Here is a 25541-nt window from a genome sequence, read left to right as displayed (position 1 = left end):
ATCGTTGCAACAGACCAGAAGGCTGCGCAGCCGGACGATCAACAATCTCGATTATATACGGGGCCGTGCGGAAAAATAATCTCTTTTAAAACAGATACTTACATCACGTCAAAAATACTTGTTGCAAATTGCACAACTCTGCAATAGGCATTGCTGCTGAAGAACTTCATATGCAATATCCATTGCAAAATGAGGCGAGGCGAGACTCCAAGAGCCGCCGGGTCGATGGGAGGAGAACCACGTGTCTTTGCTTGAAGTGCAGGGCGTTGGCAAAAGCTTCGGGGCAATCCGTGCGCTGTCAGACGTCAGCTTTTCGATCAAGCCTGGTGAAGTGGCAGGCCTTATGGGCGATAACGGCGCCGGCAAGTCAACCATGGTCAAGTTGATCTCCGGGAATTTTCTCCCGACCGAAGGCGAGATCAGGGTCGACGGCAAGGCCTGCCATTTCCACAAGCCGCTCGACGCCCGCGCGGCGGGGATCGAGGTCGTTTATCAGGATCTCGCGCTGGCCGACAACCTGACCGCCGCACAAAACGTGTTCCTGGGTCGTGAACTGAAGAAGGGCGTGTGGCCGTTCCGGATCCTCGACAAGCAGGCGATGATCGATCGTTCCGCGGAACTGTTTGGCGAACTGAAATCGGAAACGCGGCCGCGTGATCTCGTCAAGAAAATGTCGGGCGGTCAGCGTCAGGCTGTCGCGATTGCCAGGACCCGTTTGTCCAACGCCAAACTCGTCCTGATGGACGAACCGACTGCTGCGATCTCCGTGCGCCAGGTCGCGGAAGTTCTGGATCTGATCCGACGCATGAAAGCGCGCGGTGTCGCGGTAATCTTGATCAGCCACCGCATGCCAGACGTTTTTGCCGTCTGCGACCGCATCGTCGTTCTAAGGCGCGGCACCAAGGTTGCCGACAAACCCACCGATCAGACATCGCCGGAAGAAATCACCGGACTAATCACGGGAGCGATCCGTGCAGCCTAACCAGACCCAAGCCGCGCCGGAAAGCCACGCCTCGATCGCCGATGTTGTCGGCATCGTGGAACAGTCCGCATTCCAGAAGTTGAGGACCAGTCAGGCTTTCTGGGTTTCGGTCGCACTCTTCGTCCTTGTCGTGTTCATGAGCATGCTGGAACCGAGTTTCGGTACAGCCGAAAACGCAACCAACATCACCCGCAATTTCGCGCCCATCGCCATCATGGGGTTGGGCATGACCGTGGTCCTGATTACGGGCGGGATAGACCTATCGGTGGGTTCAGTCATGGGCCTCGTCGCCATCGTTGCCGGGGTGCTGCTGACCGCGCATCATTCATGGTACGTCGCCTTTAGCGCTGGCCTTTTCGCAGGCATCGCCTGTGGATCGTTCAATGGCTTCTTCGTCGCCTATATCGGCATGCCATCCTTCGTCGTCACGCTCGGCATGCTGTCGGTCGCGCGATCATTGGCTGTCGTGCTGTCAGGCAACCAGATGCTCTATCAGTTCGGGCCCGACGCGCCGATTGTAAAGGCGATCGGCCAGGCAAAGTGGCCAATACATTCGCCGGACGGTTGGGTTCCCAACTGGATACCGCAGTTCTCGTCCCACTTCTGGGTGATGGTCGTCATGGCGCTTGCCCTCGGCTGGGTGTTCATCTTCACCGCATGGGCCCGCCATCTGTTCGCTATCGGCGGCAACGAGGCCGCGGCACGCATGACTGGCGTCCCCGTCGACAAGATCAAGTTCCAGGCCTACGTGTTTTCGTCGTTCTGTGCCTCGATCGCATCCCTGCTCCTGCTCGGTTACAGCGGCTCGGCGATCAACGCGGTGGGAACAGGTTACGAGTTGCGCGTTATCGCCGGCACCGTCATCGGCGGCGCCAGCCTGATGGGTGGCTATGGCACCGCATTTGGCGCGGTTATCGGATCGGCCTTCCTCGAGGTCGTGCGCAATGCCCTGCTGATGGCGGGCATCGATTCCAACTGGCAGGGTGCCTTCGTCGGCATCTTCATCATTCTCGCTGTGCTTCTTGGCATGGGGACGTCCGGCAGATCGCTGAAGTCCTTCTTCATCATCAAGCGCGGCTAGATCTCTGCCAGCCCAGGCTGGTGGAAAATCCTGAGGTGAACACAACAAACGGAGGAACATCTATGAAGAAGTATCTTTTGGCGGCTGCGGTCGCCGCGTCCGCCCTGACGGCCGGACAGGCCTACGCCCAGCAGAAATACACATTCGCGCTGGTGCCGAAGAACATGAACAACCCCTATTTCGACCAGGCTCGTGACGGCTGCAAGAAGGCGGAGGCCGAGTCCAACGGCGCATTCGAGTGCATGTACATCGGACCCGGCGAGCACGGTGGCGGTGAGGAGCAGGTCCAGATCGTGCAGGATCTGGTTGCCAAGAAGGTCGATGGCATCGCCGTCGCACCGGCGAACGCGGCAGCTATGGCCGTCGCGCTGCAGGCCGCGAAGGAAGCTGGTATTCCTGTGCTGACCTGGGACGCGGACGTGCTGCCTGAGAACAAGGATCTGCGCGCCGCTTATGTCGGAACGCACAACTACGAGATCGGCGAGAACCTCGCCAAGATCGTGCAAACGATCAAGCCGAAAGGCGGCACCATCTGCATCCAGTCTGGCGGCGCAGCAGCGGCAAACCACAACGAGCGCATGCAGGGCATCCGCGACACGCTCTCCGGGACCAAGTCGGCCGCATCGCCGGGGGATCCCCTGACCGGCCAAAACGGCTGGACGGAGGCGCCTGGCTGCCCGCTCTACACCAACGACGATTTCCCGCTGTCGGTACAGCAGTTCCAGGACTTTATGGCAAAGATGCCGAACCTTGACGCATTCGTGCCGACCGGTGGCTTCCCGCAATTTGTGCCGGACGCCAACCGCGCCGCGGTCGAGCCGTACAAGGACAAGATCGCCAAGAAGGAACTGGCGCTGGTCGTTGCCGATACCTTGCCCACGCAGATCGAACAAATGAAGGAAGGGTACTCCCTCGGCCAGGTCGGTCAGCGTCCATTCGAAATGGGCTACAAGACCATGTTCGCGCTCAAGGACATGAAGGACGGCAAGCCGGCTCCGACGGATCCGACCTACACGGGACTTGACGTCTGCACGCCGGAGACGGCCGACACCTGTATCGCGAAGTAAACCAGGAAAGGAGGCGGGAGAAATCCCGCCTCCTGCTCCCATGGACGGTCCTCAATGGACCATTCCGAACTTACACCTTATGAGCCTGGAAGCATGACAGTCAGACCTGAGCTGCGCATTGGCCTGATCGGCTCAGGCTTCATGGGCAAGACCCATGTGTTCGGCTTCGCAACCGCGCAACGTGTGTTCGATCTGCCATTCGAGATCGTTCTCCACACCATCGCCGACCGGGCCGATGACATCGCCTTCCAGGCATCCCAAGCGCTAGGATTTAAAAAATCGAGTGGCGACTGGCGCGCTCTGGTTTCCGATCCCGAAATCGACCTGATCGATATCACTGCGCCGAATGCCTTCCATAAGGAAATGGCGCTCGCCGCCATTGCCGCCGGCAAGCACGTTTACTGCGAAAAGCCGCTGGCACCGCTGGCCGCCGACGCCTTGGAAATGGCTGAAGCAGCCGAGAGGGCGGGCGTGTGTACTCAAGTCGGCTTCAACTACCTTTGTAATCCGATGCTGCGCTTGGCACGTGACATGATCCGGGCCGGAGAGCTTGGCGAGATCCGCAGCTATCGCGGCATCCATGCCGAGGACTATATGGGTGATCCAGAAGCCCCGTTTACGTTCCGCCACGATCCAGCCGGTGGCGGTGCCCTTGCAGACCTCGGAAGCCACGCGCTTGCTACGGCCGAATATCTTCTCGGCCCGATAAGACGGGTTCTAGGCGATTGCGAGACGGTGATCAGTTCGCGCCCCGACGGTTCCGGCGGCCGACGAAATGTAGAAGTCGACGACCTGTCGCGGATGTTCGTTCGATTCGACAACGGCGCCTCCGGCACTATCGAGGCTAGCTGGATCGCCACCGGCAGAAAGATGCAGCATGATTTCGAGGTGTACGGCACCAAGGGAGCGCTGGGTTTCTCGCAGGAACACTTCAACGAGTTGCATTTCTACAGTGCTGCGGACCGGGCCGGACGTCGTGGGTTCAGGCGTATCGAAGCCGGTCCTGATCATGACCCCTATGGGCTGTTCTGTGTCGCACCGGGACATCAGTTGGGTTTCAACGACCTGAAGGCGATTGAGTTCGCGAATTTCGTCAAAGCCATTTCCGGAGCTGGCCCAGAACCGACGAACTTCCGATCCGGCGCGCGTATCCAGACCTTGGTCGAGGACGTAAGAAGGTCCTCTGGCAGCGGCGCATGGATCGAAGTTAGCGCGTAAACAATGCTCTTTGCAAAGACGGCTGCTCGCTAACAGTAGCGCGAAGTGGAGACTCTTGATGTCAATTCGCCTTGCAGTCATCGGTGCCGGCATCATGGGAAGTGACCACGCCCGGATCTTCGCCGAAGACCTGCCGGGAGTGACTTTGCAAGTCGTCTGCGATGCCTCTGAAGAGCGTGCACGTCATTTGGCGGATCGCGTCGGTGCAAAACACGTCTTGATCGATCCGGAAGACGCAATCGCGCGCAAGGATGTCGACGCCGTGTTGATCGCGAGCCCTGATTTTACACACGCTCCGCTTTCGCTCGCCAGCATCCGAGCCTCGAAACCAGTTCTGTGTGAGAAGCCATTGTCGCAGTTCTCACGGGAATGCCTTGAAGTCATGCAAAGCGAGGTAGCTGTCGGCCGCCGCTTCGTCCAAGTTGGTTTCATGCGCCGCTTCGACCAGTCCTACACCGAAATGAAAGCCGCATTGGACGGCGGGCGGCTCGGTCGAGCGCTGATGATGCACAACTTCCATCGCAACGTGGAAACTCCCCAAACCGATTTTACAGCAGCAATGGCGATCACCAATTCAGCTCCGCATGAATTTGACGTGGCGCGCTTCGTGGTCGGCGTCGAATACATCAGCATCTCCGCCTTCCAACCGCGCCGCTCGGATTCGAGGGTCGCACCCGTTCTGATGGTTTTGGAGACGTCGGACGGACAACTGGTCAACATAGAGATCAACAACAATGCCGCCTACGGATATGATGTGCGCGCGGAACTGGTTGGTGAGAGAGGCGCTACATCGATCAGCGCACTGGCCTTTGCGACGGTCGACGCAGGCCTGCAGCATGTCAGGCGCTACGAGGAGGATTGGAGAGGCCGCTACGCAGAGGCCTATCGCCGTCAGAACCGTGCCTTCTTGAAATTCGTCCAAACCGGTGAATTCCCGGAAATTGCCGCAGACGCCTGGGATGGATATTGCGCGGCTGTCGCTGCCGAAGCGGGGGTACGTGCACTAGCGGGAAATCGAAGGATTGCGATTGAAACGGTAAGCCCGTCAAACCTTTATCGCCCTGTGTTCCGATGAAAATGCCGTAACCTTTCGAGTCCAGTGCAAGCCGTCCGCCATTCGTGGCGCAACTCAGCCCAGAGCGCGATGCCGCGTTGATGGTTGTGTCCGCTCTTTTAGGTCCACGTCACAGAGCTGCTAGTCCGATTTCGGCCCCCACTTCGGTCATTCGAAACTGGCCCCCGACTACCCCGGCGCCGGCTTTCCGCCGAACAGGGGCGCTTCGAGCCTAGGTGCAGCGTTCGTGCGCGAGGAATCGCACGGGCGGCTTCGGAGATCGTCCGTCACCACCAGAAGCACAGCACCACCCCTGCCATACGACGCTGATCCTTGGTCCAGCCGACGGCCTGACGCCATCAACCCGCAAGGGGTCGGACTACGCGAAGCGTGCCGCCGCTGCGGCTTCGCCTTCGCGGTGATTGCGGCCATCGGCCGAACACATCGGGCGCCTGTCAGCGGGGGATGTTCCTCCGCTCTAAACAGGAGCCGGATCGATGTCCTTCGCCGACGCACATGCCTTCGCCTTCAGCCTCGCCGCCACCCTCATGGTCGCCATCGTCATTTTTCGTGCCGGCGATGGCACTCTCTCGGTCGTACCGGCGAACGAGTATGACGGCGACGACACCGCCATCATCGGCGAAATTGACCCGTTCGCCCCATGACGGGGCGAACATTGCCGCTGGCGAAACAGAGCTTTGGCCGTTTTCGCCGGTGGTTTTCGTTGCTATGCTCTGCGCTGCGCCGAGGTGGTGGTGGAAGGCGCAATCGCCAGAGCTATTCTCTCGGAGACATCACCATGATCATCCTCGGCATATTCGTTTGTATCGCGACCATCGGCATCCTGTGCTGGTTGCTCTTCACGCTTGCTATCTTCGCCCTTCCGTTGTTCGTCGGCGTCAGCGCAGGCACCTGGGCATTCAACACCGGTGCCGGCTGGCTTGGCGCGATCCTCGTCGGTAGCCTCCCAGCCGGGTTGACGCTCGGCGTCGGCCAAATCCTCCTCAGCGTTATCAGCCCCATGTGGGCCAAGCTGGCGATCACGCTGGTCTTTATCGCGCCTGCGGTCGTTGCCGGCTACCATGCCTCCCATGGCATCGCGAAGCACATGATGCCTTCAGAAGCCTGGCAGATCGTCTTTTCCGTCATTGGCGCGACCGCCATCGGCGTCACGGCATATCTCAGGGTCGCGGGCATGACAGCCGCCGACCAATCCGGCAGGGACGTGGTTCGAGCCTAGACCCGCGCGAGCGAGGCGGATGGACCAGACCGTGGAAGGCCTAGCCACCTCATTCTTGTGGGACCAATCGGATTCCATGCCAGGATCGAGCAAGGCCAAATGTCGACGCGGCCTCGTTTGTGGACCTGGCCTTCGGCCGATGCCCATGCCAGGCCGACCAGGCGGTGGCAGGACGGCAGCGCGGGCGGTGAAGGCGGCGTTGCAGGTGCGCGGAATCTGTGCCTGGAATGCGTGGGCGATGCCGGTGAAGCCTGTAGCGATCTGCCGGAGGCGCGTGCACGCCAACGTCTCCGTTGCCAATCAGTCCCAAGAGCGCTCCAAACGGCCTGTTCAATGGGCTGATCTGGCCGAAGGACGGCTGAAGCCTCGACCGCCTAGGCCGCAACGGCGCGTCTCGACTTTCTTCCCCTGCCGGCTCCCACCCCATGCCGCAAGCGCATGGGGACCCCGAGCGCCGCCATTCCTCGCGAGACAAGAAAGCCGTTCCCGCGCCGTCCTCCGCGTTGCTCCGGTCGCAAGCGATGCGACGTCGGTCCCCTCCGGCCAAGTGATCGCCATCGAGGCCGCACGGTGCGGGCTCGGGAACAGAAAACGGAGACTTACAATGGCTACCATCGGCACCTTCAAGAAGTCCGCCTCGAACGAATTCACCGGTGAAATCGTCACCCTCAGCGTTCAAGCCAAGAACGTGCGCATCGTCCCAGACACACGCGCCACTGGCGAGAACGCTCCCAGCCACCGGGTGCTGGTCGGCCGCGCCGAGATCGGCGCCGCATGGTCGAAGACCTCCAACGAGGGCCGCGACTACCTCGGTCTCAAGCTCGACGATCCGAGCTTCAACGCCCCGATCTACGCCAACCTCTTCGACGACGAGGAAGGTGAGGGTTTCTCGCTCATCTGGTCCCGCCCGAACGCGCGGCGGAGCGACTGAGGACCCGCGCGGGCCCCGGCCGGAAGGCCGGGGCCTCTTCCGCGGACGGTCCGGTTCGGTTCACTCAAGCTGAGGGCGATGCCGAAACCGCATCGCCTGATGCTGATCAACCGGCCTCCGTGCGCAGAATTGTTTCTGTAAAATGCAGGCTTTCACTCTGGGAAGACGAGGCGAGCGATGATCGATCCGTTTGACGAAACCGCGCCGACCAGTGACGAACTCACCGAATACGATCGGGACCACGTCAAGCTCTATATGCGCCTGCTTGACGCCGCCGACGACGGCGCGGACTGGCGCGAGGTGGTCGAAATTCTTTTCGGCATTGATCTGACCAAGGAGCCGCAACGCGCCCGGCGCATTCATGACAGCCATCTGGCGCGAGCGCGCTGGATGGCGCGTGCAGGCTACCGTCATCTCTTGCGTCGACCCGGCAACTAGCACCACAGCGCCTATGGGTTCGCGGGTGATGCCGGAACGGCATCACCCGATGCCCGGCAAGGGTCTTCCGCCAATCGCTACAACCCGGAATCGTTTGGAGGCGGGGTCTACGCTTTTCTTGCGAGGAGCTCTTGGATGAGGCCGGATACGTCGCATTGGCGAGACAATGACAGCTATGATTATTTCGATACATTGCCCATCGAGGGGCTCGCCTGGGAGTGTCTGCGGCGTCACGAACCCTATCAACGGCACTACCAAGCGCTCCTGACCACAAGAGCCGAAAAAGCACCGTTCCCCTCTGAGGCACAGCGGCAGTGGGGGTTACGATTTCCCGGCCAGGCCGGATTTGTCCGCCTTGGCGCAAGACGTTTTCTGGTCGCCTGAAGTCGATCCAGCTGTGGTTTCTCTCGTGCCGGCGCCGGAATTCCTGTCTTCCTTGCGATCGGCGCCGTTGACCGCCGTGGGCGTGCTCCATGACAGCCCGGAAGGACGTCACACTGTCCACAGTGCGGGTGTCGCGACCCAACTTCTCCTTCTGCCCGGCAGTGACCCGCACGGCCACCTGGCGGCGCTGATCCCATTGGATGCAGAAACGTTGGGACGGATCGAAGCACTCACCCGTTTCTGGCGCTCCTTGCAGGGGCGCCCCACATCTTCGGACACCCGTATGACAGTACAGCAGCGCCGCCGGTTTCGTCTGATGATGCAGGCCGCAGACGCCCGTGCCAACGGCGCGAGCTACCGCGACATTGGCGTCGCCCTTTACGGGTCTGAGCGCGTCGCCGCTGATCCCTGGAAGACCTCCGCGCTGCGCGATGCGGTGATCGGTCTCGTCGAAGGCGCCACCGCCATGATCGGCGGCGGCTATTTGCAAATCCTGCGTCATCGCCGCCGATCCTAGCGGGGTCCGGCCGCGCAAAAGGGGTGGAGTTTTAGCCCCCCTCAATTTCCCCATCCCTGACGAAGCTTACTCTCCGCCACCGTGGTCTCCGTCCACCGCTGAACGCCAGCGGCTGCCCAAAACCCCACGGAGGTTCGACCCATGCGACCCGATATCGCCGTTTTGCCGCCGCGCTTCCTGCGCACCAAGGAAGCTGCGGATTTCCTCAGCCTGTCCGCCCGCACGCTCGAAAAGCACCGGACCTATGGCACTGGTCCTTCCTACCGAAAGCTCGGCGGCCGCGTCGTCTATGCCGTCGACGACCTTCAGGCCTGGGCCGAACGCGGCGCTGTCACCTCGACATCCGATCCGCGTGGGTCGGTCCTGCCCGCCAAGCGTCACACACCGACGCCGCCGGCGCGTGGCGGACGATACGCACGCTGACCGCGCGCGGATTTCCAATGGTGGCGCGAAACCAATCCCTTTCGGACCGCGGGCAGCTCGACCTTTTCCGGGCGCTGCCTGGCGACTTCGCCCCACGAGACGCGCAGGATCTCATGGCCTATCCGTTCTTCTCCCTTTCCAAGACCCATCGCATCACCCCGATCGATTTTGCCGCCGGGGACGTCACGATCCGGGTCGAGGCCGTACCCGATCATGGCATGGCGACCATCTGGGACGCCGACATCCTGATCTGGGCCGCGAGCCAGATCGTCGAGGCCCGTGACACCGGGCTTCGCACCTCGCGCCTTATGGCCGCAACGCCCTATGAGATCCTTACCTTCGTCGGCCGCGGCAAGAGCCTGCGCGACTATCAGCGCCTGAAGGCGGGGCTTGATCGACTGCAGTCGACCACCGTCTCGACGACAATTCGTCAGCCCGCCGAGGGCCGGCGTCACCGCTTCTCTTGGATCAATGAGTGGCAGGAGCGCATCGACCGCCATGGCAAGCCCGCGGGGATCGAGTTGATCGTCCCCGACTGGTTCTACCGGGCGGTCCTCGATGACGCGCTCGTGCTGACGATCAATCGGGCCTATTTCGACCTGACTGGGGGGCTGGAGCGCTGGCTCTATCGGCTGGTGCGCAAGCATGGCGGACGCCAGCGCGACGGCTGGCGCTTCGACTTCCGTCACCTTCACCAGAAATCCGGCAGCCTGTCGCCCTACAAGCGCTTTGCCTTCGAGCTGCGCGACATCATCCGCCGCCAGCCGCTGCCCGGCTACACCCTTGCGCTGGAAGTGGAGATTGGCGGCCGGGTTCTGCTTGCCTTCGAGCGGATCGGCTCCTGTGGAAGGCCTGGTGCTATCGGGAACCGGACCTATCGTGCCATCGGGAACCGCAGGCTCGTGCTATCAGGAACCGAAACGGGGCCTAACCCTAGGAAAGCAAAGCAGAAATCGCGCCCTTAACTTAGACTCTAACCCAGATTCTAACTTTGAAGAGCGCGCGCGCAATGTGCAGAGGCTGATCCGCCGAACCAGCGACGCACTCGGGATAGAGACCGACAAGACCTCCAATGCGCCATCGGTTTCTGGCGGTCGCATCACGGCAACCAGCGCTTCCGAAGGTCCGACTCCGCCGCTTGATCCGCGCTCGGGAGCCACCCGATGAGCGCCGCACCCCTCAATCGAAAGAGCCGTGTCGGCAAGGCAACTTTGACGCTGCATCTCGCCCGTGAATTGACCTCCAAGGGAAATCAGTTCGCGATTTTCGTCGTGCGCCCGACCACCGAGCTGACGGCTCAGGAGCGCGACCGCATCGCCGCTCTCCAGCACGACATCATCGTCGCCGACACGCTGCGCGCGAGGCTCGCGCGCGAATTTCCCACCACATCAGGAGAACCGAAATGACTGGCATCGCGGCTCCCCGCATGCGCGACGCGTTCCCGGCCACGCACCACGCTCGCGACGATCTCGTCCATGTCGAACTGACCTGGGTCGAGAAGAGACAGGAGAACTGGATCCGTTTCGGCACGCACGCCCGCGAACAGATCGTTGATCGTCGCCGCCGCATCCTGTCCTTTCGCCCCGGCACGGTCTTCGCGTTCGTTCGCTGGGCCGCGAACGACTTCGGAACGATCATCTCACGCATCGATATCGTGCGTGCGGTCACACGTGGCGAAGCCTATCAGACACTGCCCTTCGTGCGCCCCGGCGGCGACATCCTTTTGAAGGTCGAGGGCTGGCCCAAGGTCGAACGCGTGCTGCAGGCGATCGACGCCATCCAGCGCCTCGGCATCGAGCCTCAGCTGGTGTCGCCTGATCATTGGCGGCACATCCACAACCGGATAACCGCCGGCCATGCGCCGCGCAGCTACACACTCGACCAACATCGTGCCTTCCTGCTGCGCAAGAGGACCGAGCCGTGACGCGCGCCGGGATCATCTTAGCCAGCGTGATAGCAACCATGGGCGTCGGTTATCCCGGCCTCACTTCCATGCCCGCGAAGCTCATCTGGAATGCGTCAGCCAGCGCACCGATCGGCTTCTACACGATCGACTTCGACGGACCCTTCGAGGTCACCGATCTTGTGGCCGTCGACGCGCCCGAGCCGCTCGCGGCGTTCCTCACCGATCGCGGCTATCTGCCGAGGGGCGTGCCACTCCTGAAGCGCATCCTTGGCGTATCGGGGCAATGGGTCTGTCGCTCGAACCTCACCATCACTGTCGATGGTATCGAGGCGGGCATGGCGTTGACGCGTGACCGGGCCGGCCGTGACCTGCCGGTCTGGCAGGGCTGCCGCCGCATCGCGAGCGGCGAAGTCTTCCTGATGAACCGGCATGTCCGCGACAGCCTCGACGGTCGTTACTTCGGCCTCCTCGCCACCAGCCAGATCATCGGCCACGCCGTCCCGCTGTGGACCGACGAGGACGGCAACGGCCGCTTCGAATGGCGCGCGCCAACGCGGTGAGCGCGCGACCGGCGGCGCGCGTCGTGCCGCCAGCCTTCATCACCGCACCACTCTAAAACAGGAGCCTGACATGCAACAGATCGGAGAATTCACGCGCCAGAAGACTGGCTATCGCGGGCGCATCCACACGCTCAGTCTCAACCTGGATATCGCCATTGTGGCGGCAGAGGCGAGCGAAACGGACAATGCGCCTGACTACCGCATTCACGCCGGAAACGAGGACGGCCCCGAGATTGGCGCCGGCTGGAAACGCTCCAGCGAAAAGGCCGGAGACTATGTCTCGATCCAGCTCGACGACCCGACCTTCGCGCAGCCGATACGCGCCAACCTCTTTCGCAATGGCGACGACAAGACGTCCTGGTCGCTGCACTGGGCGCGCCCGCGCGACCGTAGCGAGAAGGATTGAACGATGCGCGCTCGCCGTCCGTCGACGAGCCATCGCGGTGCGCCCGGGCCGCTTCGCGCTGCCCGGCGCATGGCTCTGCTCCTCCTTTGCGGCCTGTCCGTCGCGACCGTCATGCCGGCGGCGACCTTGGCGCAGCAAACACCTCTCACACGATCGTCGCAACGCGATCCGTTCGGCGCGCATATCGCAGAAGCCTCGCGCCGCTTCGGCGTTCCGACCGCGTTGATACGCGCCATCATGCGCAAGGAAAGTGCGGGGGCTGTGCGCGCCGTGTCCAGCGCAGGCGCCCGCGGCTTGATGCAGATCATGCCCGGCACATGGGATGAACTGCGCGCCCGCTGGTCGCTCGGCCACGATCCATTCGATGCCCGGGACAATATCCTGGCTGGAACGGCGTACCTGCGCGAACTGCACGATCGCTTCGGCTCTCCGGGATTTCTGGCCGCCTACAATGCGGGACCTGCACGCTACCAGGCCTACCTCACTGGGCGTCCGTTACCGGCCGAGACCCGCGCCTATGTCGCCGCATTTGCGCCCCTGATCGGTGAAAGCGAGGGTATGCGCCCTTTCGCCGTTACGTCTGTCGAGGCCATTCCCTGGAAGCGCGGCTCGCTGTTCGTCGGTCAGCCGGATCGCAAACAAGCTGTCGCTCGGGTGCCAACTGAGCGACCACCAAATGACGCGAGCTCTGCGCCCACCTTGCGCGATGTGTCCGCCATCGTGCCGCTGTCCGAAGGCCTCTTCGTGGCGCCAGCGGGCGAAGGGATACAGCCATGAGCGCACATGGGCGTCTTCGCGCAACGGCAAGCTCCAGCGCACCATGGGGTGGGTGGAGGCGGAAAATGTGCAGAACAACCGGAAGATGGCGAGATAAAAGGCCGCGAGGTGCGGCGTCGATCGGTTGTGCTGTTTCAAGAGGTTATGTGGCATTTCCGCGAGGTGCGAAGGTTTCGCACGCCTCGCCGGAACACCGTTTCACCTGTGATTTCGGTGCCTTGAGACGATGTGCGGATCTTCACGATGACTGACGAGGATGGTTTCCGCATCCGGCCCGGCCGTATCCGCTCGCCCAGTGCCCAGCGCGCCAGGCCCTTTATCGCGCAGGCGCTTGCCGCCGCCCAGAAGGCCGGTGCCCGCATCTCCCGCTCCGGCCGGATCAGTCCGGGCAATCGCTCGACCTTCGGGCGTGGCCGCTCGGCGAGCGTGCGCGCCAATCGTCTCCTCACCGGCCGCTCGCGCGCCGTGATCATCAAGACGCGGCTGGTGCGCCATCACGCGCGCGCCGCGCCGCTTGCCGCCCATCTCAGCTATCTGCGCCGCGAGGGCGTCACCCGTGACGGGGAGAAGGCCAGGCTGTTCGGGCCGCAGACCGGGGAGGTGGATGGCGGTGCTTTTGCCGAGCGGTGCGGCGATGATCGGCACCACTTCCGCTTCATCGTCTCGCCCGAAGATGCCGCCGACATGGCGGACCTCAGATCCTTCGCCCGCGATCTGATGGGGCAGATGGAAAAGGACCTCGGCACGAAACTGGATTGGGCTGGCGTCGATCACTGGAACACTGACAACCCGCACCTTCACATCATCCTGCGCGGCCAGACTGATGACGGGCAGGATCTCGTGATCTCGCGCGATTACATCAAGGAGGGGATGCGCGCCCGCGCGGCCGATCTTGTTACCCAGGAGCTCGGCCCGCGCACCGATCTCGACATCCATCGCAATCTGCAGCGCCAGGTCGAAGCCGAACGCTGGACCCAGCTTGACCGGCAGCTTGTTCGCAACGGCCGCGACACAGGCGTTGTCGATCTTGGGTCCCCGGCGAACGCTCAGCCCGATGAGTTTCACGTGCTGAAGGTCGGGCGGGTGCGCAAGCTCGAAACCCTTGGCCTTGCCGAACAGATCGGCCCGGGCCAATGGATGATCCACAACAAGGCCGAGGCGACGCTGCGCGAGCTTGGCGAGCGCGGTGACATCATCAAGCGGATGCACCGCGCCCTGACGGAGCAGGGCATCGAGCGCGGCTCGGCGACCTATGTGCTGGCGGCGGAGCGCCTCGACACGCCGATCGTCGGTCGGCTGGTCGACCGCGGTCTCGATGACGAGTTGAAGGGCAGTGCCTACGCCGTGGTCGATGGCACCGACGGCCGCACCCATCACATCAAGCTGTCCGATCTCGATGCCGCCGGCGACAGCGCTCCGGGTTCCATCGTTGAGCTGCGCAAGTTCCATGACGCGCAGGGACATGGGCGCGCAGCACTCGCTGTCCGTTCCGATCTCGATATTGAGCGGCAGGTCACCGCCGCCGGCGCGACCTGGCTTGACCGCCAGAACATCGCCCGCGAACCGACTGCGTTGGCGGAAGGCGGCTTCGGCGCCGAGGTGCGGCAGGCGATGCAGCGCCGCGCCGACCATCTGGTCGAACAGGGCCTCGGCGAGCGACATGGCCAACGCACAACCTTCACCCGCAGCCTCATCGAGACGCTGCGTCGCCGCGAACTGGAGACGCTCGGCGAAAAGCTCTCGGCCGAAACCGGCCAGGCCTTCAACCGCGCCCGCGGCGGCGAATATGTCACCGGTTCCTACCGGCAGCGCTTCACGCTCGCGTCGGGCCGCTTCGCCATGCTCGATGACGGCCTCGGGTTCCAACTGGTGCCCTGGACGCCGTCCCTCGAAAAGCATCTTGGCCGCCACGTCTCGGGCACCGCTCGCGATGACGGCGGCATCGACTGGAGCTTCGGCCGCAAGCGAGGCCTCGGCCTCTAACCTCATGTTGAAGAAAGGACCGCTTCTATGTCCGCCACCAAGATACTCTGGGGCCAGATCCTCGCGGTCTTGATGATCGTGCTGATCACCATCTGGAGCGCGACGCAATGGGTGGCCTGGCGCCTGGCGTTCCAGCCCGAGCTCGGCAGGCCATGGTTCCATGTCCTGGGCTTTCCGTTTTACCTTCCGCCGTCCTTCTTCTGGTGGTGGTATGGCTTCGATGCCTACGCGCCGTCGATCTTCGTGGAGGGAGCCTTTATCGCGGCTTCCGGCGGTTTCGCCTGCGTCGCCGTCGCCATCGGCATGTCGGTCTGGCGGGCGCGCGAGGCCAAGAAGGTCGAGACCTACGGCTCCGCCCGCTGGGCCGACAAGCAGGAGATCAAGGCAACGGGCCTTCTCGGCTCCGATGGAGTGGTGCTTGGGCGGTTTGACCGCGCCTATCTGCGCCACGATGGACCGGAGCACGTGCTGTGCTTTGCGCCCACACGTTCGGGCAAGGGTGTAGGCCTCGTCGTCCCGTCGCTGCTGACCTGGCCGAGTTCAGCCGTCGTCCATGACATCAAGGGCGAAAACTGGCAGCTCACCGCAGGTTTCCGCGCCAGGCATGGCCGTGTCCTGCTGTTCGATCCGACCAATCCGAAATCCTCATCCTACAACCCGCTGCTCGAGGTGCGCCGCGGCGAATGGGAAGTCCGAGACGTTCAAAACATTGCCGACATCCTGGTCGATCCCGAAGGCTCGCTTGAGAGGCGAAACCATTGGGAGAAAACCAGCCATGCCCTGCTGGTCGGGGCGATCCTGCACGTCCTCTACGCCGAGAGGGACAAGACGCTTGCCGGCGTCGCCGGTTTCCTTTCCGATCCAAAGCGTCCGATCGAATCGACGCTGTCTGCGATGATGAAAACGGCGCATCTGGGTGAAGCCGGTCCGCACCCGGTCATCGCCAGCGCCGCGCGAGAGCTGTTGAACAAATCAGACAACGAGCGCTCCGGCGTGCTGTCCACCGCCATGTCGTTCCTTGGCCTTTATCGCGATCCTGTCGTGGCCGAGGTCACGCGCCGCTGCGACTGGCGCATCAGCGACCTTGTCGACGACAAGCATCCGACGACGCTCTACCTCGTCGTGCCGCCGTCCGACATCAACAGGACCAAGCCGCTCATTCGCCTGATCCTCAATCAGATCGGCCGCCGCCTGACGGAAGATCTGCAGGTGAGGGCGCAAGGGCACCGGCTGCTCCTGATGCTCGACGAGTTTCCGGCGCTTGGCCGCCTCGACTTCTTCGAGTCGGCGCTCGCCTTCATGGCCGGCTACGGCCTGAAAAGCTTCCTCATCGCTCAATCGCTCAACCAGATCGAGAGGGCGTATGGCGCCAACAACTCGATCCTCGACAACTGCCACGTCCGGGTAAGCTTTGCGACCAATGATGAGCGCACCGCCAAGCGGGTGTCCGACGCTCTGGGAACAGCGACCGAGATGAGGGCCATGAGGAACTATGCCGGCCACCGGCTGTCGCCGTGGCTCGGTCATCTCATGGTCTCCCGCTCCGAGACGGCTCGCCCGCTGCTCACGCCGGGTGAAGTCATGCAGCTGCCGGCGACCGACGAAATTGTCATGGTCGCGGGTGCTCCGCCGATCCGCGCCAAAAAGGCGCGCTATCATGAGGATGCTCGCCTCCGGGAGCGTATCCTGCCGCCGCCGGTGCTGGCAGCGGCGGCGGAGGGGAGGCCCGACGACTGGACCAGACTGCCTCTGCCTTCCCGTCCGCAGATTGCCGAAGCCATGTCGGCGCCGTTGGCCACGGATGACGACACAACTGATTCCGAGCGTCGTCGGCAACCCGAGCTCAGTCGAGTCGAGCAGGTCGTGAAGCCTTCGACCGGGAATGAATTCGAGATCGACCTGGACGATGTAGAGGACGAGGTTGCCCGCAACCGTCGACTGGCGCGCCTGATGCAAGGCGTTGCGCGGCAGGCGTCGCTCGACCCCGGCGACGGCGTGGATATGTGACGCTGCCATGGTAAAGCCACCTCGCAAGCAACGCCTGTCCGTCTATCTCGATTCGAAGGTCATGAGCAGGCTGGCCGAACATGCGGCGCGCCGTGATCTTTCACGGTCGCTCGTCGCGGAGGCGGCCATCGAGTCGTTTCTCTCACCCGATGCCGCCGAGCGGCAGGAGGCGGCGATCACCAAGCGGCTTGACCAGCTCGATCGCCGTATGACGCGCCAGGAGCGCGATGTCGCGATTGCCGTGGAGACGCTCGCTGTTTTCGTCCGCTTCTGGCTGGCGACAACACCAGCGTTGCCCGAGCCTGCGGCGCAGGCAGCCCACGCCAAGGCTGGCGAGCGCTATGATGCCTTCGTCACAGCGCTCGGCCGGCGCCTGGCGAAAGGTCCAAAGCTCCGACAGGAAATCTCCGAGGATATCGATGGCGGCCTGGACACAAACCAGCCCGGCAGGCCCGTGGGCTAAATGGACGGGCGGACTGAGATTTTACAAGCCTCGATCAGGATTCTTCGTTGAAAAGTATAGTCTGTATGCTATAAGGCGAGGGCGAATGAAAAACCAAAAGCCCGCAGTATGGATGGGGTCGTCGAAGGGCGACCTGCGCGAGTTTCCGGTCGATGTTCGCCGGTTGATGGGTGTCGCAATCGACGACGCCCAGAATGGTGAGGAGCACCCGGCTGTCAAGGCCCTGAAAGGGTTTGGCGGCCGCAGCATCCTTGAGGTGGTCGACGACTTCGACGGAGATACCTACCGGGCCGTCTATGCCGTGCGCTTTGCCGGGGTGATCTACGTGCTTCATTGCTTCCAGAAGAAGTCGAAGAAGGGCAGGGAGACACCCAGGCACGAAATCGATCTCGTGACAGTGCGATTGAAGGCGGCCGAGGCTCACTACCGCGAAAACTATGGGAAAGGAACAAAGTCATGACAGAAGACATCACCGCCGAAGTGAGCAGCGGCAACGTGTTTGCGGACCTCGGCTTTGACAATCCCGAAGAGGAATTGCTCAAGGCCAAGCTGGCCCGCGAGATCCGCGCCATTATCAAGCGCCGGCGCCTGACCCAGGCGAAGTCGGCTGAACTGCTTGGAATGAAACAGCCCGACGTCTCCGCGATCGTCACCGGGCGCACGGGTAAGTTTTCAATAGACAGGCTGGTTCGCTGTCTGGACCGGCTCGACTACAAGGTCGACGTGGTGGTTCGCCACAAGCCTCGACGGTCAACTCGTGCTGAAGCCGCTTGATCAGACAGCTTTGCCTACGAGCGGACAATTGATTGTCCAGGTTTGGATGGGCGCCACCGCAACAGGACGGTAGGATTAGCGAAAAGCACGCACGAAGGTGGACACCCTTCGTCAGACCTACGGCGACAATTTCGCAGCTGGGCTTCGCAGCGACTTCGAGGCTATCGACGGTGTTGCAGCGCGCCAGCGTCGGCTCTCTAAGCCCCGGACCTAAGGCGCGCGCTTAGACCTCAATCCAAGCGTAGGCGGCACCAAAGATCCCGAGCGTCAGAGCAATAAACCAAGCCCATCCCTTCAACGAGGCGCGCACGTCTTCAGGCTTTGCGCCTTTTTCGTTGTCGTAGTCGTCCATAATCAGGCTCCATGTTTTCGATCTTGGCTGGGTACAAAATCAAGAGACGCTGGGCAACCCTCGCAGCTGTCGCAGCGGATTCGCCTTTGTACGGCGTGACATGCGCAGTCTAATACGTGGATTACGGGTCCCGTCCTGTCGAGGACCATAATATAATCGCCGTACCTAAAGCAGAACTAATAATGGCCGCCTTGCGCCGTTTACGTCGGCACCGCCAATCTCCTGTATTTGCACGCTACGTCACTACGCCTCGACATAGGTGTTGAAACCACTCGAGATACGGCTCTCTTAATCATCCCCGTCCAGGGGCCGCCGATGTTCCCCGGATCGAAACGGGGACAGGATGGCAGCTTCGCCTCACAATTCAGAAGGTCTGGCTCGCGGCGCACGCATGTTGCGCACGGCGCTCGGACCCGCGATCGCGCGCTATCTCGACGACGCCGGCATCGTCGAGGTGATGCTCAATCCCGATGGGCGTTTGTGGATCGATCGCCTGTCCGAGGGTTTGTCCGACACAGGAGAGCGCCTGTCGGCGGCGGACGGCGAACGCATCGTTCGCCTCGTCGCTCATCATGTCGGTGCCGAAGTCCATGCCGGCGCCCCACGCGTCTCGGCGGAGTTGCCCGAGACGGGCGAGCGCTTCGAGGGGCTTCTTCCTCCCGTCGTCGCGGCGCCCGCCTTCGCGATCCGCAAGCCCGCCGTCGCCATCTTCACCCTTGAGGACTATGTCGCGGCCGGGATTATGTCGGCGCGCCAGGCGGACACGCTGCGCCAGGGCGTTGCCAACCGCGCCAACATTCTCGTTGCAGGCGGCACCTCCACGGGCAAGACCACGCTGATCAACGCGCTGCTCGCTGAAGTGGCCAAGACCGCCGATCGCGTCGTCATCATCGAGGATACGCGCGAACTGCAATGCGCCGCGCCAAATCTCGTGGCAATGCGCACGAAAGACGGCGTCGCGTCTCTATCTGATCTTGTCCGCTCATCGTTGCGCCTGCGCCCCGACCGCATCCCGGTCGGCGAGGTGCGCGGGTCCGAGGCGCTCGAACTGCTCAAGGCCTGGGGCACCGGCCATCCCGGCGGCCTCGGCACGATCCACGCCGGCAGCGCCATTGGCGCGCTCCGCCGCATGGAACAGCTCATCCAGGAAGCCGTCGTCACGGTTCCACGCGCTCTGATCGCCGAAACGATCGACCTGGTTGCCGTCCTTTCCGGCCGCGGTTCCGCGCGCCGGCTGTCCGAACTCGCCCGTGTCGATGGCCTGCGCCCGGACGGTGATTACCGGGTCGCGCCAGCCGTCCTCGATGGCGACGAGGGCCCGACCTTGCTCGTCCAAAACCCTGAAGGAGAAAATCCATGATCCAACGCCTGCGCCTCACGCGCCATCGTCTCGCCATGACAGTTACGGGTGCCACGCTCATCCTGGTGATGGCCGCGCCCGCCCATGCCTCCGGCTCGTCGATGCCGTGGGAACAACCGCTGCAACAGATCCTCCAGTCGATCGAAGGCCCGGTTGCCAAGATCATGGCGGTGATCATCATCATCGTCACCGGCCTGACGCTCGCCTTCGGCGACACGTCGGGCGGCTTCCGCCGGCTCATCCAGATCGTGTTCGGCCTGTCCATCGCTTTCGCGGCGTCGAGCTTCTTCCTGTCGTTCTTCTCGTTCGGCGGCGGAGCGCTGGTCTGATGGCGGGCGCTGTCGAACAGAGCGGCCCAATGCCGGACTACGCAGTGCCGGGTTATGCGGTCCTCGTGCACCGGGCGCTGACCGAGCCGATCCTGCTCGGTGGCGCCCCGCGCGCCATTGCCATCATGAACGGGACGCTCGCGGGCGCCGTGGGGCTGGGACTGCGTCTCTGGCTCGTCGGCATCGCCATCTGGGCCATCGGCCATGTCGCCGCCGTCTGGGCCGCCAAGCGCGATCCGCTTTTCGTCGACGTCGTTCGCCGGCATTTGCGCATCCCAGCGCATCTCACTGTTTGAGCGAGGTCGCACCGATGATGAACCTTGCCGAATATCGCAACCGTAGCAGCCGGCTCGCCGACTTCCTACCCTGGGTGGCATTGGTCGGTGCCGGCGTCGTCCTCAACAAGGATGGCAGCTTCCAGCGGACCGCGCGCTTTCGGGGCCCCGATCTCGACAGCGCCGTTCCGGCCGAACTGATTGCCGTCGCCGGCCGGCTCAACAATGCCTTCCGCCGTCTCGGCTCCGGCTGGGCGATCTTCGTCGAAGCGCAGCGCCATGCCTCGACCCGCTATCCCGACAGCAGCTTTCCGGATGCGGCCTCCACGCTAGTCGATGCGGAGCGAAAGGCGGGCTTCGAGGAGGCCGGCGCGCATTTCGAGTCCAGCTACTTCCTGACGCTCACCTATCTTGCGCCCGCCGAAGACACCGCCCGCGCGGAAAGCTGGCTCTACGAAGGCCGCGAGAAGAAGGGCCTCGACCCCAACGCGGCGCTGACCGGGTTCGCCGATCGCAGCGACCGCGTCTTGCGCCTTGTCGAAGCCTTCATGCCGGAGTGCCGCTGGCTCGATGACGCCGAGACGCTGACCTATCTGCATGGCTGCGTCTCGACCAATCGCCACCGTGTCCGCGTTCCCGAAACGCCGATGTATCTCGACGCCATGCTGGCCGACCAGCCGCTGACCGGCGGGCTCGAGCCGCGGCTTGGCGCGTCGCATCTGCGCATTCTCACGGTCACGGGATTCCCGACCGCAACCACGCCGGGTCTGCTCGACGAACTGAACCGGCTGGCGTTTCCGTATCGCTGGTCGACACGCGCGATCCTGCTCGACAAGACCGATGCCACCAGGCTGCTGACGAAGATCCGGCGTCAATGGTTCGCCAAGCGCAAGTCAGTGGCGGCGATCCTCAAGGAGGTGATGACCAACGAGGCGTCCGTCCTCGTGGACACCGACGCCGCAAACAAGGCCGCCGATGCCGACATGGCGCTGCAGGAACTCGGCGCCGACTATGCCGGCATGGCCTATGTCACCGCGACGGTGACGGTGTGGGACGATGATCCCAACATCGCCGACGAAAAACTGCGCCTGGTCGAAAAGGTCATCCAGGGCCGCGATTTCACGGCGATCATCGAAACCATCAACGCCGTTGACGCCTGGCTCGGCAGCCTGCCGGGTCACGTCTACGCCAACGTCCGTCAACCTCCCATCTCCACGCTTAATCTCGCCCACATCATTCCGCTTTCCGCGGTGTGGGCGGGCGAGGTCCGGGACGAGCATCTTGCAGCGCCCCCTCTGCTTTTCGGCAAGACCGAAGGCTCGACCCCGTTCCGGCTTTCGCTTCACGTCGGCGACGTCGGCCACACGCTGGTCGTCGGCCCGACCGGCGCCGGCAAGTCCGTGCTTTTGGCGCTGATGGCGCTGCAGTTCCGCCGCTATGCAGGCTCGCAGGTTTTCGCCTTCGATTTCGGCGGCTCGATCCGCGCGGCGGCACTCGCCATGGGCGGCGACTGGCATGATCTCGGCGGCGATCTCAGCGATGGGGCGATCGACAGCGTCAGCCTTCAGCCGTTCGCCCGCATTCATCATGTCCACGAGCGCGCCTGGGCCGCCGACTGGATCGTGTCGATCCTGACGCGGGAGAACGTGGCGATGACGCCTGAGGTCAAGGAGCATATCTGGACGGCGTTGAGCTCCCTGGCGTCCGCGCCTGTCGAGGAGCGCACCATCACCGGTCTGTTCGTCCTGCTGCAATCAAATGATCTCAAGCAGGCGCTGCGCCCCTATTGCGTTGGGGGTCCCTACGGCCGCCTGCTCGATGCCGAGCGCGAGCAGCTCGGATCGGCGTCGGTCCAGGCATTCGAAACCGAAGGGCTGATCGGAACGGGTGCTGCGCCCGCGGTCCTGTCCTATCTCTTCCATCGCATCGAGGACCGGCTCGATGGCTCGCCAACCCTCCTCATCATCGACGAAGGCTGGCTTGCGCTGGACGATGAGGGCTTTGCCGGCCAGCTCCGCGAATGGCTAAAGACGCTGCGCAAGAAGAACGCCAGCGTCATCTTCGCCACGCAGTCGCTCAGCGACATCGATGGTTCGGCGATCGCGCCGGCGATCATCGAGAGCTGCCAGACTCGGCTTCTGCTGCCGAACGAGCGCGCCATCGAGCCGCAGATCACGGCAATCTACCGCCGCTTCGGCCTCAACTATCGGCAGATCGAGATCATCGCGCGGGCAATGCCGAAGCGCGACTATTATTGCCAGTCCCGTCGCGGCAACCGGCTGTTCGAACTCGGTCTGTCGGATGTGGCACTCGCGCTTTGCGCCGTATCCGCGAAGACCGACCAGGCCGCGATCTCCAGCATCGTGGCCGAGCACGGCCACGACGGTTTCCTCGCTGCCTGGCTCAACCACCGTGGCGTCGGCTGGGCCGCTGAACTCGTTCCCGCCTAACCAGCCCCGCCGTCACCAACAAGGAGAAGTCCCCATGAAACTGCGCCGTTCCCTTGGCATGCGGCTCGCTGCCGCCCTGCTTGTCGCTCCCGCCGCCGTCGCGCCGATGCTGACGACGCCGGCACACGCCTTGATCGTGTTCGATCCCTCCAACTATTCGCAAAACGTCCTGACGGCAGCGCGCTCGCTCGAGCAGATCACCAACCAGATCACCTCGCTTCAGAACCAGGCGCAAATGCTTATCAACCAGGCCCGCAATCTCGCAAGCCTGCCGTTCTCCTCGCTGCAACAGCTCCAGCAGTCCGTGCAGCGTACGCAGCAATTGCTGGGCCAGGCGCAGAACGTTGCCTATGATGTCCAACAGATCGATCAGGCCTTCCAGCAGAAATACGGCAACGTCTCGCTGTCGGCTTCGGATCAGCAACTCGTCGCCGACGCGCGTTCGCGCTGGGGCAACACGGTCGGTGGCCTTCAGGATGCCATGCGTGTGCAGGCGGGCGTCGTCGGCAACATTGACACCAATCGCAACGAGATGTCGGCGCTGGTCGGCCAGAGCCAGGGTGCGACCGGCGCGCTTCAGGCAACACAGGCCGGCAACCAGCTCCTCGCGCTCCAAGTGCAGCAGCTCGCCGATCTCGCCGCTGTCGTCGCCGCGAACGGTCGGGCGCAAGCGTTGCAATCGGCCGAGCAGGCCACCGCCGCCGACCAGGGCCGAGAGCAGCGCCGCCGCTTCCTGACGCAGGGCTCGGGCTACCAGCCCGGCAGTGCGCAGATGTTCTATGGCAAGAACTGAGGCCGGCGAGATGGATGGCAAGATCCTCGCTCGTGTCAGTGCGGTCGTCTTCATCGCGGTCGCTTTGACAGTGACCGCGATCGAGATGAGCAGCAAGGACGATGAGCTTGACGCCCTTGGGACACGGGACCGTTCCATCGCGTCAGAAGACCCGCTCGCGGCCGAATTGCGCCGCTGTTCCGGGATCGGCGAGGCCGGTCCTCGCGATCCCGGTTGTCTGAAAGCGTGGGCAGAGAGCCGGCGCCGGTTTCTCGGTCAACATGACTCGGCACCGGCGCCTGCTGCCGTTGCCCCGAAAACGTTATTCCCTGAAGTGCCGGCGTCAGGCGACCGGCAAGAAGGGGAGGGAGCGGATGTGACCGCTCCTGAGATGCAGGTCGAGCCGCCCCGGCCGGAGATCCGCTGATATGGGCGGCATGGGGGTCATCGACCATTTCCTCGAAGTCTTCACGCGCTACATCGACAGCGGCTTCGGCCTGCTCGGCGGCGAGGTTGGCTTCATCGCCACGACGCTTATCGTCATTGACGTGACGTTGGCGGCGCTCTTCTGGTCCTGGGGGGCGGACGACGACATCATGGCGCGCCTCGTCAAGAAGACGCTGTTCGTCGGCGTCTTCGCCTATCTCATCTCCAACTGGAACAATCTCGCCCGCATCGTCTTCGAAAGCTTCGCCGGGCTTGGTCTGAAGGCCTCGGGTACGGGTTTTACCGTCAACGATCTCATGCGCCCGGGCAAGGTGGCGCAGACCGGGCTCGACGCCGGCCGGCCGTTGCTGGCCTCGATCTCGAACCTGATGGGCTATTGGTCCTTCTTCGAGAACTTCATCCAGATCGCCTGCATGTTCTTCGCCTGGGCGCTGGTGCTACTGGCCTTCTTCATCCTGGCGATCCAGCTCTTCGTCACGCTGATCGAGTTCAAGCTGACGACGCTCGCCGGTTTCGTGCTGATCCCATTCGGTCTGTTTGGCAAATCCGCCTTCATGGCCGAGCGGGTGCTTGGCAACGTCATCTCGTCCGGCATCAAGGTGCTGGTGCTCGCCGTCATCATCGGCATCGGCTCGACGCTCTTTTCCGAGTTCACCTCGGGATTCGGCGGCACCACGCCGTCGATCGACGATGCCATGGCGATCGTGCTGGCCGCGCTGTCACTGCTCGGCCTTGGGATCTTTGGACCGGGCATTGCCAATGGTCTCGTCTCCGGCGGCCCGCAGCTCGGCGCGGGTGCGGCAGTCGGCACCGGGCTAGCCGCCGGCGGCATGGCAGCAGTGGGCGCAGCGGCCGCCGGCGCAGTCGTGTCTGGAGGCGCGGCTGTCAGCGGCGGTGCTGCATCGGCGGCCCGTGGCGGTGCCGCCATGGCGGGCAGGGCATCCACAGCCTACGGCCTCGGCGCTGCCGGAGAGTCTGGCTTTTCCGGGGTTGCATCCGGTGTCGGCGGTGTCATCAGCGCCGGCGCCCAAGGTGCCATCTCACCGCTGAAGCGCGCGGCCAATCATGCGGCAGGCAGCGTGAAGCACAGCTACCAGTCGGGCGCTCGCGCTGCCTTCGAGACGACGGGTGGATCCTCCACCGCTGGCACAATCGGCGCGAACGCTGTCGAAGCCGGCTCCGCTCCCTTCGCCTCCTCCGCAACCGAAAGTCAGCCTGCCTGGGCAAAGCGCATGAAGCGCTCGCAACGGATGACCCATGGCGTCCAGGCCGCCGCTCACGCCGTTCGCAGTGGCGACAGCCATGGCGGCGGCTCCTCAATCAACCTCTCTGAAAGTGACTGAGC

Annotated in this window: 30 protein-coding genes and 1 pseudogene; 30 read left to right on the top strand and 1 reads right to left on the bottom strand. The window is 63.3% G+C overall.

From position 1 onward, the window contains the following. Positions 1–241: 241 nt before the first annotated feature. The 23 genes and pseudogenes from NKI46_RS25490 (at position 242) to NKI46_RS25380 (ending at position 18211) form a co-directional block, all read left to right on the top strand. Positions 242–982 (top strand): ATP-binding cassette domain-containing protein, encoded by a 741-nt coding sequence (locus tag NKI46_RS25490; protein WP_352748459.1) that lies wholly within the window; start codon positions 242–244, stop codon positions 980–982. After that, positions 972–2063: an ABC transporter permease gene (locus NKI46_RS25485; RefSeq protein WP_352748456.1), complete on the top strand. Its 1092-nt coding sequence runs from the start codon at positions 972–974 to the stop codon at positions 2061–2063. The genes NKI46_RS25490 and NKI46_RS25485 overlap by 11 nt, the downstream gene beginning before the upstream one ends. 62 nt (positions 2064–2125) lie before the next feature. Continuing rightward, on the top strand, positions 2126–3130 hold the full coding sequence (locus NKI46_RS25480; RefSeq protein WP_352748453.1) for a substrate-binding domain-containing protein: 1005 nt from the start codon (positions 2126–2128) through the stop codon (positions 3128–3130). Positions 3131–3223: 93 nt separating this feature from the next. Beyond that, a complete protein-coding gene (locus NKI46_RS25475; RefSeq protein WP_352748666.1) occupies positions 3224–4348 on the top strand; it encodes a Gfo/Idh/MocA family protein in 1125 nt (374 codons plus the stop codon). A gap of 58 nt (positions 4349–4406) precedes the next feature. Then, the gene (locus NKI46_RS25470) at positions 4407–5423 is read left to right on the top strand and encodes a Gfo/Idh/MocA family oxidoreductase (protein ID WP_352748450.1); all 1017 of its coding nucleotides are present in this window, start codon (positions 4407–4409) and stop codon (positions 5421–5423) included. A 476-nt stretch (positions 5424–5899) separates the two neighbouring features. Beyond that, on the top strand, positions 5900–6067 hold the full coding sequence (locus NKI46_RS25465) for a hypothetical protein (RefSeq protein WP_352748447.1): 168 nt from the start codon (positions 5900–5902) through the stop codon (positions 6065–6067). Between the two features lie 134 nt (positions 6068–6201). Then, positions 6202–6642 (top strand): hypothetical protein, encoded by a 441-nt coding sequence (locus NKI46_RS25460; RefSeq protein ID WP_352748444.1) that lies wholly within the window; start codon positions 6202–6204, stop codon positions 6640–6642. Positions 6643–7246: 604 nt separating this feature from the next. Continuing rightward, positions 7247–7573, top strand: a complete 327-nt coding sequence (locus NKI46_RS25455) for a DUF736 domain-containing protein (RefSeq protein ID WP_023816712.1) — start codon at positions 7247–7249, stop codon at positions 7571–7573. 177 nt (positions 7574–7750) lie between these two features. Beyond that, complete coding sequence (locus NKI46_RS25450) at positions 7751–8011, top strand: DNA -binding domain-containing protein (RefSeq protein WP_352748441.1); 261 nt, start codon at positions 7751–7753, stop codon at positions 8009–8011. Between the two features lie 135 nt (positions 8012–8146). Then, positions 8147–8395 carry a transcriptional regulator domain-containing protein gene (locus NKI46_RS25445; protein ID WP_352748438.1) on the top strand — a complete coding sequence of 83 codons (249 nt, stop codon included), beginning with the start codon at positions 8147–8149 and terminating at the stop codon, positions 8393–8395. Next, complete coding sequence (locus tag NKI46_RS25440) at positions 8367–8912, top strand: DUF2285 domain-containing protein (protein ID WP_352748435.1); 546 nt, start codon at positions 8367–8369, stop codon at positions 8910–8912. Before NKI46_RS25445 ends, NKI46_RS25440 begins: the two co-directional genes overlap by 29 nt. 141 nt (positions 8913–9053) lie before the next feature. Continuing rightward, complete coding sequence (locus tag NKI46_RS25435; protein WP_352748432.1) at positions 9054–9335, top strand: helix-turn-helix transcriptional regulator; 282 nt, start codon at positions 9054–9056, stop codon at positions 9333–9335. Positions 9336–9352: 17 nt separating this feature from the next. Continuing rightward, positions 9353–10502 (top strand): annotated as a pseudogene (locus NKI46_RS25430) (replication initiator protein A). After that, positions 10499–10741: a hypothetical protein gene (locus NKI46_RS25425; protein ID WP_352748430.1), complete on the top strand. Its 243-nt coding sequence runs from the start codon at positions 10499–10501 to the stop codon at positions 10739–10741. The pseudogene NKI46_RS25430 and the gene NKI46_RS25425 overlap by 4 nt, the downstream one beginning before the upstream one ends. Continuing rightward, positions 10738–11259, top strand: a complete 522-nt coding sequence (locus tag NKI46_RS25420) for a DUF2840 domain-containing protein (protein WP_352748427.1) — start codon at positions 10738–10740, stop codon at positions 11257–11259. Before NKI46_RS25425 ends, NKI46_RS25420 begins: the two co-directional genes overlap by 4 nt. Beyond that, positions 11256–11801, top strand: coding sequence for a S26 family signal peptidase (locus NKI46_RS25415; protein ID WP_352748424.1), 546 nt, complete (start codon positions 11256–11258; stop codon positions 11799–11801). The genes NKI46_RS25420 and NKI46_RS25415 overlap by 4 nt, the downstream gene beginning before the upstream one ends. Positions 11802–11871: 70 nt before the next feature. Further along, positions 11872–12207 (top strand): DUF736 domain-containing protein, encoded by a 336-nt coding sequence (locus NKI46_RS25410; protein WP_352748421.1) that lies wholly within the window; start codon positions 11872–11874, stop codon positions 12205–12207. 3 nt (positions 12208–12210) lie between these two features. Then, positions 12211–12984 carry a lytic transglycosylase domain-containing protein gene (locus NKI46_RS25405; protein WP_352748418.1) on the top strand — a complete coding sequence of 258 codons (774 nt, stop codon included), beginning with the start codon at positions 12211–12213 and terminating at the stop codon, positions 12982–12984. A 243-nt stretch (positions 12985–13227) separates the two neighbouring features. Further along, positions 13228–14967 (top strand): relaxase/mobilization nuclease domain-containing protein, encoded by a 1740-nt coding sequence (locus NKI46_RS25400; protein ID WP_352748415.1) that lies wholly within the window; start codon positions 13228–13230, stop codon positions 14965–14967. 27 nt (positions 14968–14994) lie between these two features. Continuing rightward, a complete protein-coding gene (locus NKI46_RS25395; RefSeq protein WP_352748412.1) occupies positions 14995–16974 on the top strand; it encodes a conjugal transfer protein TraG in 1980 nt (659 codons plus the stop codon). A 7-nt stretch (positions 16975–16981) separates the two neighbouring features. Continuing rightward, positions 16982–17437 carry a ribbon-helix-helix protein, CopG family gene (locus NKI46_RS25390; protein WP_352748410.1) on the top strand — a complete coding sequence of 152 codons (456 nt, stop codon included), beginning with the start codon at positions 16982–16984 and terminating at the stop codon, positions 17435–17437. Between the two features lie 112 nt (positions 17438–17549). Further along, positions 17550–17897: a type II toxin-antitoxin system RelE/ParE family toxin gene (locus NKI46_RS25385; RefSeq protein WP_502896839.1), complete on the top strand. Its 348-nt coding sequence runs from the start codon at positions 17550–17552 to the stop codon at positions 17895–17897. Then, the gene (locus NKI46_RS25380; protein WP_023707464.1) at positions 17894–18211 is read left to right on the top strand and encodes a helix-turn-helix domain-containing protein; all 318 of its coding nucleotides are present in this window, start codon (positions 17894–17896) and stop codon (positions 18209–18211) included. Before NKI46_RS25385 ends, NKI46_RS25380 begins: the two co-directional genes overlap by 4 nt. Before the next feature lie 223 nt (positions 18212–18434). Here the strand turns inward: NKI46_RS25380 and NKI46_RS25375 are convergent, their stop codons facing one another. Beyond that, positions 18435–18563, bottom strand: a complete 129-nt coding sequence (locus NKI46_RS25375) for a hypothetical protein (protein ID WP_023694925.1) — start codon at positions 18561–18563, stop codon at positions 18435–18437. Positions 18564–18906: 343 nt separating this feature from the next. Here NKI46_RS25375 and trbB point away from each other — a divergent pair, with 343 nt between their 5' ends. From trbB to trbL, 7 genes are read left to right on the top strand one after another with little or no spacing between them, the layout of a single operon-like run. Beyond that, positions 18907–19923, top strand: coding sequence for a P-type conjugative transfer ATPase TrbB (trbB, locus tag NKI46_RS25370; protein WP_023715508.1), 1017 nt, complete (start codon positions 18907–18909; stop codon positions 19921–19923). Then, complete coding sequence (locus NKI46_RS25365; RefSeq protein WP_023694927.1) at positions 19920–20252, top strand: TrbC/VirB2 family type IV secretion system protein; 333 nt, start codon at positions 19920–19922, stop codon at positions 20250–20252. Before trbB ends, NKI46_RS25365 begins: the two co-directional genes overlap by 4 nt. Continuing rightward, complete coding sequence (locus NKI46_RS25360) at positions 20252–20548, top strand: VirB3 family type IV secretion system protein (RefSeq protein ID WP_023832366.1); 297 nt, start codon at positions 20252–20254, stop codon at positions 20546–20548. The genes NKI46_RS25365 and NKI46_RS25360 overlap by 1 nt, the downstream gene beginning before the upstream one ends. A 14-nt stretch (positions 20549–20562) precedes the next feature. Then, positions 20563–22977, top strand: coding sequence for a conjugal transfer protein TrbE (trbE, locus tag NKI46_RS25355; protein WP_352748406.1), 2415 nt, complete (start codon positions 20563–20565; stop codon positions 22975–22977). Positions 22978–23011: 34 nt separating this feature from the next. Beyond that, positions 23012–23770, top strand: coding sequence for a P-type conjugative transfer protein TrbJ (gene trbJ, locus NKI46_RS25350; RefSeq protein WP_352748404.1), 759 nt, complete (start codon positions 23012–23014; stop codon positions 23768–23770). Between the two features lie 10 nt (positions 23771–23780). Next, positions 23781–24176: a putative entry exclusion protein TrbK-alt gene (gene trbK-alt / locus NKI46_RS25345; RefSeq protein ID WP_352748401.1), complete on the top strand. Its 396-nt coding sequence runs from the start codon at positions 23781–23783 to the stop codon at positions 24174–24176. Position 24177: 1 nt separating this feature from the next. Further along, entirely contained in the window at positions 24178–25539 is a 1362-nt protein-coding gene (gene trbL / locus NKI46_RS25340) for a P-type conjugative transfer protein TrbL (RefSeq protein ID WP_352748398.1), read from the top strand. The last annotated feature ends 2 nt before the right edge of the window (positions 25540–25541 follow it).

Origin of the sequence: Mesorhizobium sp. M0615 (genome assembly GCF_040320805.1) — a bacterium.
Taxonomy (GTDB): domain Bacteria; phylum Pseudomonadota; class Alphaproteobacteria; order Rhizobiales; family Rhizobiaceae; genus Mesorhizobium.
This window is presented reverse-complemented; position numbering and strand designations above follow the sequence as displayed.

Bases quoted from the DNA above. Each gene is read 5' to 3' on its own strand.
- NKI46_RS25480 (WP_352748453.1), top strand. From the start codon at position 2,126: ATGAAGAAGTATCTTTTGGCGGCTGCGGTCGCCGCGTCCGCCCTGACG.
- NKI46_RS25475 (WP_352748666.1), top strand. From the start codon at position 3,224: ATGACAGTCAGACCTGAGCTGCGCATTGGCCTGATCGGCTCAGGCTTC.
- NKI46_RS25470 (WP_352748450.1), top strand. From the start codon at position 4,407: ATGTCAATTCGCCTTGCAGTCATCGGTGCCGGCATCATGGGAAGTGAC.
- NKI46_RS25465 (WP_352748447.1), top strand. From the start codon at position 5,900: ATGTCCTTCGCCGACGCACATGCCTTCGCCTTCAGCCTCGCCGCCACC.
- NKI46_RS25460 (WP_352748444.1), top strand. From the start codon at position 6,202: ATGATCATCCTCGGCATATTCGTTTGTATCGCGACCATCGGCATCCTG.
- NKI46_RS25455 (WP_023816712.1), top strand. From the start codon at position 7,247: ATGGCTACCATCGGCACCTTCAAGAAGTCCGCCTCGAACGAATTCACC.
- NKI46_RS25450 (WP_352748441.1), top strand. From the start codon at position 7,751: ATGATCGATCCGTTTGACGAAACCGCGCCGACCAGTGACGAACTCACC.
- NKI46_RS25445 (WP_352748438.1), top strand. From the start codon at position 8,147: ATGAGGCCGGATACGTCGCATTGGCGAGACAATGACAGCTATGATTAT.
- NKI46_RS25435 (WP_352748432.1), top strand. From the start codon at position 9,054: ATGCGACCCGATATCGCCGTTTTGCCGCCGCGCTTCCTGCGCACCAAG.
- NKI46_RS25425 (WP_352748430.1), top strand. From the start codon at position 10,499: ATGAGCGCCGCACCCCTCAATCGAAAGAGCCGTGTCGGCAAGGCAACT.
- NKI46_RS25420 (WP_352748427.1), top strand. From the start codon at position 10,738: ATGACTGGCATCGCGGCTCCCCGCATGCGCGACGCGTTCCCGGCCACG.
- NKI46_RS25410 (WP_352748421.1), top strand. From the start codon at position 11,872: ATGCAACAGATCGGAGAATTCACGCGCCAGAAGACTGGCTATCGCGGG.
- NKI46_RS25405 (WP_352748418.1), top strand. From the start codon at position 12,211: ATGCGCGCTCGCCGTCCGTCGACGAGCCATCGCGGTGCGCCCGGGCCG.
- NKI46_RS25400 (WP_352748415.1), top strand. From the start codon at position 13,228: ATGACTGACGAGGATGGTTTCCGCATCCGGCCCGGCCGTATCCGCTCG.
- NKI46_RS25395 (WP_352748412.1), top strand. From the start codon at position 14,995: ATGTCCGCCACCAAGATACTCTGGGGCCAGATCCTCGCGGTCTTGATG.
- NKI46_RS25390 (WP_352748410.1), top strand. From the start codon at position 16,982: ATGGTAAAGCCACCTCGCAAGCAACGCCTGTCCGTCTATCTCGATTCG.
- NKI46_RS25385 (WP_502896839.1), top strand. From the start codon at position 17,550: ATGGGGTCGTCGAAGGGCGACCTGCGCGAGTTTCCGGTCGATGTTCGC.
- NKI46_RS25380 (WP_023707464.1), top strand. From the start codon at position 17,894: ATGACAGAAGACATCACCGCCGAAGTGAGCAGCGGCAACGTGTTTGCG.
- NKI46_RS25375 (WP_023694925.1), bottom strand. From the start codon at position 18,563: ATGGACGACTACGACAACGAAAAAGGCGCAAAGCCTGAAGACGTGCGC.
- trbB (WP_023715508.1), top strand. From the start codon at position 18,907: ATGGCAGCTTCGCCTCACAATTCAGAAGGTCTGGCTCGCGGCGCACGC.
- NKI46_RS25365 (WP_023694927.1), top strand. From the start codon at position 19,920: ATGATCCAACGCCTGCGCCTCACGCGCCATCGTCTCGCCATGACAGTT.
- NKI46_RS25360 (WP_023832366.1), top strand. From the start codon at position 20,252: ATGGCGGGCGCTGTCGAACAGAGCGGCCCAATGCCGGACTACGCAGTG.
- trbE (WP_352748406.1), top strand. From the start codon at position 20,563: ATGATGAACCTTGCCGAATATCGCAACCGTAGCAGCCGGCTCGCCGAC.
- trbJ (WP_352748404.1), top strand. From the start codon at position 23,012: ATGAAACTGCGCCGTTCCCTTGGCATGCGGCTCGCTGCCGCCCTGCTT.
- trbK-alt (WP_352748401.1), top strand. From the start codon at position 23,781: ATGGATGGCAAGATCCTCGCTCGTGTCAGTGCGGTCGTCTTCATCGCG.
- trbL (WP_352748398.1), top strand. From the start codon at position 24,178: ATGGGCGGCATGGGGGTCATCGACCATTTCCTCGAAGTCTTCACGCGC.